Annotated in this window: 9 protein-coding genes; 2 read left to right on the plus strand and 7 right to left on the minus strand. The window is 63.0% G+C overall.

Features of this window, described 5'->3' with window-relative positions; translation table 11 throughout:
• Both WCB02_RS37870 and WCB02_RS37875 read right to left on the minus strand, forming a co-directional pair.
• Window positions 1-821: hypothetical protein (locus WCB02_RS37870; RefSeq protein ID WP_423967135.1), on the minus strand; the 821-nt coding region annotated here is incomplete at its 3' end.
• 177 nt (window positions 822-998) lie between these two features.
• A complete protein-coding gene (locus tag WCB02_RS37875; RefSeq protein ID WP_423967137.1) occupies window positions 999-1,889 on the minus strand; it encodes a hypothetical protein in 891 nt (296 codons plus the stop codon).
• A 359-nt stretch (window positions 1,890-2,248) separates the two neighbouring features.
• On the opposite strand from WCB02_RS37875, the gene WCB02_RS37880 reads away from it, so the two are divergent.
• On the plus strand, window positions 2,249-3,439 hold the full coding sequence (locus WCB02_RS37880) for a M20 family metallopeptidase (protein WP_423967139.1): 1,191 nt from the start codon (window positions 2,249-2,251) through the stop codon (window positions 3,437-3,439).
• Between the two features lie 12 nt (window positions 3,440-3,451).
• On the opposite strand, the gene WCB02_RS37885 is transcribed toward WCB02_RS37880, so the two are convergent.
• From WCB02_RS37885 to WCB02_RS37900, 4 genes are all read right to left on the minus strand, one after another.
• Window positions 3,452-4,243 carry an ABC transporter permease gene (locus WCB02_RS37885; protein WP_423967141.1) on the minus strand — a complete coding sequence of 264 codons (792 nt, stop codon included), beginning with the start codon at window positions 4,241-4,243 and terminating at the stop codon, window positions 3,452-3,454.
• On the minus strand, window positions 4,240-5,034 hold the full coding sequence (locus WCB02_RS37890) for an ABC transporter ATP-binding protein (RefSeq protein WP_423967143.1): 795 nt from the start codon (window positions 5,032-5,034) through the stop codon (window positions 4,240-4,242). Before WCB02_RS37890 ends, WCB02_RS37885 begins: the two co-directional genes overlap by 4 nt.
• Before the next feature lie 99 nt (window positions 5,035-5,133).
• Window positions 5,134-6,147 (minus strand): aliphatic sulfonate ABC transporter substrate-binding protein, encoded by a 1,014-nt coding sequence (locus WCB02_RS37895; RefSeq protein ID WP_423967146.1) that lies wholly within the window; start codon window positions 6,145-6,147, stop codon window positions 5,134-5,136.
• 49 nt (window positions 6,148-6,196) lie between these two features.
• On the minus strand, window positions 6,197-7,477 hold the full coding sequence (locus WCB02_RS37900; protein ID WP_423967149.1) for a M20 family metallopeptidase: 1,281 nt from the start codon (window positions 7,475-7,477) through the stop codon (window positions 6,197-6,199).
• Window positions 7,478-7,899: 422 nt separating this feature from the next.
• Between WCB02_RS37900 and atzF the strand changes: the two genes are divergently transcribed.
• Window positions 7,900-9,294 (plus strand): allophanate hydrolase, encoded by a 1,395-nt coding sequence (gene atzF / locus WCB02_RS37905; RefSeq protein WP_423967151.1) that lies wholly within the window; start codon window positions 7,900-7,902, stop codon window positions 9,292-9,294.
• 12 nt (window positions 9,295-9,306) lie between these two features.
• On the opposite strand, the gene WCB02_RS37910 is transcribed toward atzF, so the two are convergent.
• Window positions 9,307-9,790 (minus strand): Crp/Fnr family transcriptional regulator (locus WCB02_RS37910; RefSeq protein ID WP_423967153.1); only part of this gene is annotated, 484 nt, incomplete at its 5' end.

Raw genomic sequence — 9,790 nt, forward strand, 5'->3', positions numbered from 1 at the left:
ACATTGAAGTCGATGAAGCCCGGGTCGCCACCGCCGTAGACGCCCTTGTGGGTTGCCAGGGCCAGCAACCAGTGAAATCCGCCGGTAAAGACATGCGGACTGAGGACCCGATTGAAGATGAAGAACGAAAATGCGCCGACCAGGATGGCGATGGCAAGCGCCCGCCGGTTCCTCAGCAGAGCTGCGCAAAAAAATATGAACGGCGCGAACAGATATTTGGACGAGAAGCCCAGAGCGAACACCAGGCCCAGACCCGCGCCAAGGCCGCCGGTCGGCGGATGCTCGTCGAGCGCGGCCTTGATGACGAGTGCCATGCCGATGATGGCGCACGACACCATCAGGCTTTCCGGAATCAGCATCACCGCGAAATGCAGCGCTTCCGCGTGCACGAAGGGGGCCACCTGAAACAGCATGGCCGCGATCGCACTCCGTGTCGCGTTCCTGACGATGATGCCACCGCACAGCATCGCGGAGGTGAGGATCAACGCCTCGGCGGCGCGCACCGCGTAGATCACCGCATCATAATTCTTCAGCCCGAATTCGACGGTATCCTGGCGGCCGCTGAGAAATGCCCACGACTTGATGATGAGGCCGCCCAGCAGGATCGTCGTCGTGCCGGGATGATCGGTCTTCATCATGCCGTAGCCCGCCGCCCACGCAATGCCGTTCATCGCGTAGGCGGACTCGGGATCGACCTGGCGGCCCCAGGGCGCCGACTCGGCCGAATAGAGCAGAGCCACGATCAGATAGACGAGGGGAAGCGCCGCAACGGCGTATCTGGCCCAGCGGCTGCAGGCCGGCTCATCGAGGAAATATTTCATGCCGCATCGCTGTAGAACAATCTCAACGCGACAGCCAGCTTGTCGCTGGGCCCTCCCGAGATTTCGGCGGCAGGCCGCGCTGAAGACTTGGCTGGAGTTGGGGGGCGGTCAGAAGCGCTCACAGATTGTGTCGAACGCCGCTCTGTCGCTTCAAGCGAACCCGCGTCACCGCCGTCGCTATGGTCCGTCGTACTGGTCAGGCTCCATGGCCCAGCGCCATTCGTCATGGCCGGCCGCATAGGTGCGGTTGGTCTGCGCCGGATTGCGGTTGAGCAGCGGGCGCAGGTACATCGGGTGGGTGGCGCTGCGCACCTCGTGCTCGACCGTGAACAGGTGACGGCCGCTCGAGGGATCGACGATGTCGCAGAAGCGGTATTGGTATTGATTGTCCTCGCTGGAGATCAGGCCGCGTTCCGACAATCGGCGGTAGGGACCTGAGAAGTCGGTGATATACATCTGGACATGGTGGCCGTCATAGTCCGGCTGCGGCCGTTCGGTCTCGCGGAATTGCAGATACTGGTGCTTTCCCATCTTGGCGCGCGCCATGGTCCCGTCGCCGTTCTTGAACTCGGCCTGGATGCCCATGATCTCTGGATAGAAGGTGGAAATGCCTCGCGCGGTCCCGGTGGGCACCTCGAACTCGACATAGGGGATGCCGAGCGTGATACGCCCGAACCGCGCCGCATCCGGCTCGTAGCAGCGCACGCGATTGCCCCACGGGCAGATCGCCTCGACATGGTCGTTGCGCTCGCTGAACGCGAAGGCGCTGCCCGCGAGCTTGTTGGCGACGGAGGCGAGCCGATCGAGCAGGGCGGCGCGGCCCGCCATGACGATGCCGATATGGCCACGCAGCACCTGTGCCTTGCCGCTCGGCAAATGAAACTGGCTTCGGCCGACGTTGATCCACATGTTGCTGTCGGACACCATCAGATAGGGATCGCGGGTCAGCCCGAGGCCTGCGACATAGAACAATGTCGCCAGACGCTGGTCGGGCACCTGCACGTTGACGTGTTCGAGATGGATCGAATTGCCAAGATCCTCGGCGGTGCGGTCGAATGGCTGCTGCATGGACGCGGTCCTGTGGTCGTGACGGCCTATCCTACAGCATGATCCGGAACAGGGGCCAAGGGTTTTTCTCCCGGTTTTTCTCCGGGTTTTTCTCCGCGTGTTTGCTCGCTGTTTTCCCGGCGTCTTTCGTCGCGGCAAACGCCCGTGTTGGCGTGGAGATCACGTTCGGACAAAGGCTGGAGCGCGGCGACGATTCACGGTGAAATAACTGCACTCGGCGCAAGGCCGAGCGAGGCATCCTCATGCGAGAGCGGCTGTCTCGGGCCGGGGTGCGGGACGGACTGAGGAGCAACTAATTGCTGGTCCGTCCCGGGGCGACATGTCATCTGAATCAGAGATCGTTGTACAACAGGTGCCCATTGGCTGCCCACCTCGCATTGATGTCGGAAATCGAAGACGCCCGCAACGACGCGGTCAGTTTGCTGCGGACACTTGTGCGATTTCCAAGCATCACCGGCGGGGAGGCCGAGATCGGCGCCTTCGTGGCCGGATATTGCCGCGACATGGGGCTGGTCGTCGAGATCGTCGAGGCCGAGCCCGGCCGGCCCAATGTCATCGCGACCTGGGAATCCGGTCGTCCCGGTCCGACGCTGTTGCTGAACGATCATCTCGACATCGTCCCGCCGGGTCCGCTGGAGAATTGGCGCTATCCGCCGTTCGACGCCATCGTGGCCGACGGTCATGTCCACGGTCGCGGAACCATCGATACCAAGTCGGGACTGACCACCCTGCTGATTGCGGTGCGCGCGGCGCGCGCCATCGGCCTGCCGATCGCCGGCAAACTGGTCGCGATCTTCACCTGCGACGAGGAGACCGGCGGCAAACTGGGCATGCAGCTTTTGGCGCGCAACGGCTACCTCAAGGCCGACCTCGCCGTGGTCGCCGAGCCGACCACATTGCGGATCGAGATCGCCACCAAGGCCCGAATCGGTCTTGAGATCACCACCGTCGGAAAGGCTACCCATGGCGCCCGCCCCTGGCTCGGACACAATGCAATCGGCGACATGGCGCGGATCGTTGCCGGCCTGCAGGACCTCGCCGACAGGCTCGGCCACCGTCATCATCCACGCATGGGGCGCCCCTCGCTCAACGTCGGCACCATCGAAGGCGGTACCGTGCCCAACATGGTTCCCAATTGGTGCCGGATCGGCGTCGACCGGCGTCTCATCCCCGGCGAGACCAAGGAGCAGGCCATCGCGGAAATCGAGGGCGTGATCGAGGGCCTGCGAGGACAGTATCCGAAGCTCGACGCCGCGGTGGCGGAGCTGATCTGGTGGCCCGGTTACATGCTGGACGAAGGCGAGCCGATCGTAACCATCGCCGCCGGCGCGTTCGAAAAGGTGGTGGGACGACGGCCCGAAATCGGGGTCAAGGACGCCGGCACGGATGCGTCCTGGATCCGCAGCCTCGCCGGCATTCCCGTCGTCATGTTCAGCCCGGGCAACGGCCTCTCGGCCATGAACGCCAATGAGAGCGTATCGATCGATGACGTGGTGCTTGCGGCCAAGGTGATCGGCCAGATCATCGCGGACGTGCTGGTGAAGCAGTGAGCGCGGGGCGCGTCACCGTCCGCCCTGCCAGTGCACGATCCGCCGCGTGGCCCAGGCGAGGCCGCGGTCGCTGAGGAGGCCGATCACGCCGATGATGACCACACCGGCGAATACGTAGGACGTTCGAAAGAAGTTGCTGGCGTCGAGAACGACGAATCCGAGCCCGCGATCGCCGCCGAGCAGTTCGGACGCGACCAGCACCGAGAGCGCGGATCCCATCGCCACGCGGAGGCCGGTCATGATCTGCGGCAGCGCCGAAGGGAAAATCACGAAGCGAAAAATCTGAAATCGGCTGGCGCCCAGCGTTTGCGCGGCGCGGATCGGGTCCGGCGGCGAACTTGATGCCCCGGCCTGGGCACTGACCATCATGATCAGGAACACCACCATGAGGATCAGCACGACTTTCGAGACCTCGCCTATTCCGAACCACAGAATGAACAGCGGGATCAATCCAAGTGGCGGGATCGGCCGCAGGATTTCAGCCGGCACGACAAGGATGGCATCGACCGTGCGCACGCGTCCGCGCAATATCCCGACACAGGTCCCCAGCACGCTGCCGAGCACATAGGCGGTGCCGACCCGCGCCAGGCTGATGCCGATATGGCTGTAGATGCTGATACTCGAATAGCCATTCTCGAACATGTCCACCAGGCTGGCGACCACCATGGCGGGCGACGGCAGCAGCACGCTGCGGATCCAGCCATATTTGACGCTGAGCACCCATATTCCAAGGATGGCGAGCGGCGACAGCGCCGATATGAGCCAATAGCGCCGCCGCTCCCGCACCACATCGGCCCGTTTCATTGGCCTGCCTCCCGCAATCCGGATACCGGCGACCTGCCGTGCCGTTCTCGCATCTCGATGTAGATCTTCTCGCGCAAGGCCAGGAAGCTCGGATGCAGGCGATTGGCCGGAGACGATCGCGGCAGCGGCAAATCGATCGGCAGATCGATGTAGTGCCCTTCGGCGAGGTTGGTGAGGACCAGCACCCGGTCAGCGAGGAACACCGCTTCGTCGATGCTGTGAGTCACGAACACAATCGTGCAGCCGGTCTCCGCCTTGATGTTGAGAATTTCCTCCTGCAGCGTCTCGCGGGTCTGGACGTCGACTGCGGCGAACGGCTCGTCCATCAGCATCACTTTCGGATTGGCCGCCAGCACGCGGGCGAGACCGCAGCGTTGCCGCATGCCGCCCGAGAGTTGATAGGGGTACGCGTCCTCGAAGCCGCGCAGGCCGACGAGATCCGCCATCCTGTCCGCAACCTGCGAGCGGGTCTTGCGCGGCTGACCGCTGCAGCGCAGGCTGAAGGCGATATTGTCGCGGACGGTCATCCAATCGAACAGCGCGTAGGACTGGAACACGACGCCGCGGTCGGGGCCCGGTCCGTCGATCAGCCTGTCATCGATGAAGGCGCAGCCGGAGGTCGGATCGAGAAAGCCGGCGATGATGTTGAGAATGGTGGTCTTGCCGCAGCCCGACGGCCCGAGCAGCGCGATCAATTCGCCGCGTCCGACCGACAGGGATACCTGTTTGAGGACATCCCTGCCGTCATATGCAAATCCGACGTCTTCAAATTTGAGGACGGGCCTTTGCATCCCTATTGGCTCCGTTGGGCTCGACTGTCGCACCGGCGTGTAAAGCATTTTTCTGGATGGCTCTCGACCTTCGAGTCCCGCCGAACGGCGCCGGCATGATCAGCTCTTTTTTGCCGCCAGATAGGCCTGCAGCGGCTGGGTGTTGATGATCTTGGACCAATCGGTCGGTAATGCGTTGATGCGTTTTTCGGCCAGCAGGAAATCGCCGATGTCCTTGAGGTGGATCATCATTCGAGCGCTCGACTCCTGGCCGGGAACGCCGAGAAAATCCTGTGTCAGCTGGGCCTTGTAGTCCGGATACTCGGCGCTCATGCGCGTCAGCATCGCGCTGAACTCGGGAACCGTGATGCCAAGCCGCTTGGCCTCATACTGACGGACGTCGTCGGGCTTGGCGACGGCGGCTTGCATCGACTTTTCCCAGGCTGCCAGGAATTTCTGCACCAGTTCGGGATGTTCCTTGGTGAATTCGGAGCGCGCCGCCAGCATCACGCCGGTGATGTCGCCGAGCGACTTGGTGGTGGCGATCACTTTGCCGCCCGAGTTTTCGATGATGCTGATATTCGGCTCCCAGGTGAACGCCGCATCGACTTGTCCGGCCGCATAGGCTGCCGGCATGTTGCCGGGCTGCAGATTGACCAGCGTGACGTCTTCCTGCTTGAGGCCGGCCATCTTCAAGGCGCGGGCGATATGCTGGTGGCTGGTCGAGCCGATCGTGACGGCGATTTTCTTGCCTTTCAGATCGGCAAGCGAATTGATGCCCGAGGCGGGCGAGGCGACGAGGCGAACATTGGTGGTGTTGATACGATCGATCAGGATCATCTCGATCGGCATGCCGTTGGCATAACCTGTGACGATGGGGAATTCGCCCATCCAGGCCAGGTCGATCTGCGCGGCAGCAAGCGCGGGCAGCATCGCAGGGCCGGCGGGGAAAGCGATCAGTTCGACCTTGAGACCGGCGTCGTCGAATAGATGCATCGCATTCGCATACATCGTCTGCGTATTGATGTCGCCGGTCTGATAGCCCAGCCGCAGCGTCGCCGGCTCGGCGAGCGCCGCGGCGGACATCAATGCAAGCACGAGCGTCGCCGAGATCAATCGAAGGACATGTTTCATCAGGCTCTCCTCGGAGCGGTGACCGGGTTAAACGACTTGACGGCGGACTTCATGCGGCGACCCCGAGCAGGTCGACGATGGTGAGCGCCAGGATCCGTGTCGCCGCGATCGACTTCTTGACCCGGATGTACTCGTTCACCGGAGGCCAGCCGTCCTCACCCGGGCCGAAGGTGACGGCGGCAAAGCCTCGCTCGGAAAAGCGGATGGTGTCGTTGAACGCGTTCTTGCGGTAATAGCGCGGACTCTCGGCCAGGACCTTGCGGTAGGCGCGCGTCAGTGACGCCGCGGGCTCGGCATTGCCATCCTGTTCGCAGGTTCCGGACACGAACAATGCGCCCGGAAACCGCGCGACCTTGACGGCTAGATTGGACCGCTGTCCGGCAAAAGATTGAGCGACCGCGTCGATGTCGGCGAGCACACTGGCTTCGGTCATGCCGGGGAGGAGCCCGACGGCGGCGAAGACCGCCTTGCAGCAATCGGGCGTGAATTGCATTTCGCCGGGCACGCCGCCGCCGATACGGACCGGCGTCAGCAAGGGCGGCGTGCCGCCGGGCAGTTTTGCCGGCGTGAAGCTGAAAGCCATGGTTTCCAGCGCCGAGATCAGCGCCGCCATTTCGGAGACCGCATTCACACCGGTGTCCGGTCGCCAGATGTGTGTCTTCGAACCCCGTGTTTCGATCTCGATCAGGAAATGGCCCGAATTGGCGACGGCGATGTCCATGCCCCAGCTGCCATCGGGCCTGGTCCAGCCGGTGGGCTCGCAGGTGATCTCGTAGTCGCAGCGCAAGCCATACTCGTCGAGCAGGAAGATCGAGCCGTCCGGACCGTCCTTCTCTTCGTCGACGGTATAGACGCATTTGATGGTACCGCGCAGCTTGACGCCGGCGCGTTGCAGCGCCTCCACGGCCAACAGCGTGCATGCCAGATTTCCGCGCGTATCGGATGTTCCGCGCGCATATACGAAATCGCCATCTCTCGTTGTGCGATAGGGCTCGCCGGCGGTCTTAGTCCATTGCGCCGGATCGCCGGCGGGATAGGTATCGAGATGATCGTTGAGGATGAGAACCTTTGGATCGGCATCGCTGCCCTTCAACGTTCCGATGACGTTTGGCCGGCCTTCGCGCTTGGTCGGCGTTTCGATTGCAAGACCGTAATCGGCGAGCCGCGCTGCAACGATGCGCGCGATGCCCTCCTCACGGCCGGGCGGCATATCCGGGTCGAGTGGATTCTCGGATGCCGGTTGTCCTGCCGGAACGAGCTCACGCAGGATCGAAATCCAGCGCTGCTCGGTAATGTAATCCTGCAGCAGATCGGCAAGCTCGGACTTCAAACCTTGACCCTCCACAACGTAGTACTCTGCGCCAACCATCGTGCTGGGCGTATTTCGTGTTCCGACAAGGTAGCCTCAATCGAGGTCAGCAAACGTCGTGCCAACGCAGCCTAATGCCCCTCGGTGAAGACGCTGATCGACCAAATCGGCCGAACTGATGAGGAACATGAGCCAGCGATCGGCTCCGGGAGCAAAGCAATAAATTGCCGCGCGCCCGAAGCTGCCGCATAAACCCGCATCCAGCCGTCGACGTTGCCCTCACATGTGGAGACCAAGCCGAGGGCGTGCCGGCGGCGCGTTGGCCTGCGCGTTCAAGTTGCCTGGAATCAGGCTGTCCGGGCATGTGCAATTGCTTGCTTGTGCCGGTGCGCGAGTTCGACGACCATTCCGGTACACGGCCGTGATCGGCTCTGGAGGAATGAATGGCCGGCTCTGACGTCATCGATATGTCGCTCGACTCGCTTCGTCGTCATTATCAGCAAGGCGCCACGCCATTCGACGTGATCGACATCGTCGGCCAGCGCATCGCCTCGGGCAGCGGCGCGAACGCATGGATCTACCTGGAAAACAGCGACCGTCTGCAACGTGCCGCGGCACGGCTGGAGCAGCGGCGCAAGGCCGGTGAACATCTGCCGCTGTTCGGCGTGCCGTTCGGAGTCAAGGACAACATTCACGTCGCCGACATGCCCACGACGGCCGCCTGTCCGGACTTCACCACCGTGCCCGGGCAATCCGCGCGAAGCGTCGAACTGCTGCTCGAGGCCGGCGCGATCTGCATCGGCAAGACCAACCTCGATCAATTCGCGACAGGCCTGTCCGGAACCCGGTCTCCCTATGGCGCCTGCGCCTCGGTCGGCAACGCCGGCTACGTATCCGGCGGATCGAGCTCCGGCTCCGCTGTCGTCGTCGCGGCCGGACATGTGTCGATCGCACTCGGCACGGATACCGGCGGCTCCGGACGCATTCCGGCCGGCTTCAATGGCGTGGTCGGGATCAAGCCGACCGTGGGGCGCATTTCCACGCGGGGGCTGGTACCGAACTGTCCATCGCTCGATTGTGTCTCGGTCTTTGCCAACACGGTGAATGACGGCACGCGCATCCTGAACATCATCGACGGCTTCGATCCGCGCGACCCGTTCGGGCGACGGCCGGTCGCGCCGGCAATCCCCGACGATCTGCCGCCGCAGTTCTACTTCGGCCGCCTGCGACCGAATCAGGTCGAATGCTTTGGCATGACCGAGTGCGTCGAGCGCTACGAACAGGCGTGCGACCGGTTGCAACAAGTCGGCGGAATGCCCCTCCAGATCGACCTGGAGCCCTTCCTGGAGGCCGGACGAATGCTCTTCAACGGACCATGGATTGCGGAACGGAAAGCTTCGCTGGAGTCCTTTGTCACGCACCATCCGGACTCCGTGCTCGACGTGATCGCCCAGGTGTTGAGCGCCGCCGACAATTATTCGGGTGCGAGCGTGTTTACCGGCATGCGACGGCTTGCCGAACTGCGACGGCAGACCGAAGACCTGTTCGACAACGTGACGACGGTGATGCTTCCCACGGCGCCCCGGCCATTCACGATCGAAGCCATGAACGAAAGGCCCGTCGAGCTCAACACCCAGATCGGCTACTATACCCACTCGGCCAATCTGCTGGATCTGTGTGCCGTGTCGGTGCCGAACGCGGTGTTGTCGTGCGGTGTCCCGATGGGTGTGACGTTGCTCGGTCCGGCCTGGCACGATGGCCGGATCGGTGCGGTCGCAAGCCGATTCGAGAGCCGAACGGCAGGTGCCGCCGACCGAATTGCATTGGCCAGCGCCTAGCGGGTCGACGGGTCATGCCAGGTCAGATTGTTCCAGCGCCCGCAGATTGAGAATGAGGATAATGCCGCGATTGTAACGCAGCACGCCGCCTCGCTGCAGTTTTGCGAACTGGATCGTCACCCATTGCCGGGTGGATCCGATCAAGGCCGCCAATTCCGCGTGCGTGAAGGATGCAGCGACCAGAATTCCGTCGTCGCCCTTCAAACCGTACACGGTTGCCAGGAATACCAGCAGCCGCTGCAGCCGATCCGATGCGGAACGCGTTCCCATCATCTGGGCCATCGCGCAGTAGCACTTTGCCTTGAAGGAAAGCGCATCGAGCAGCGCAACCGCGATCGGGCCGGACTCCATGGTCATTTTTCGAAGCGCCGGGCCGGGGAGGAAGATCGTCTCGCTACGCTGGACAGCCGACGAACTCCAGACATGGGGGCTGCCGCCGAAAAGATCCGGACCGCCGACGAAATTCCCGGAAAACCAGTAGGCCAGCGTCACCTCC

This window comes from Bradyrhizobium sp. (genome assembly GCF_049581145.1).
GTDB lineage: Bacteria > Pseudomonadota > Alphaproteobacteria > Rhizobiales > Xanthobacteraceae > Bradyrhizobium.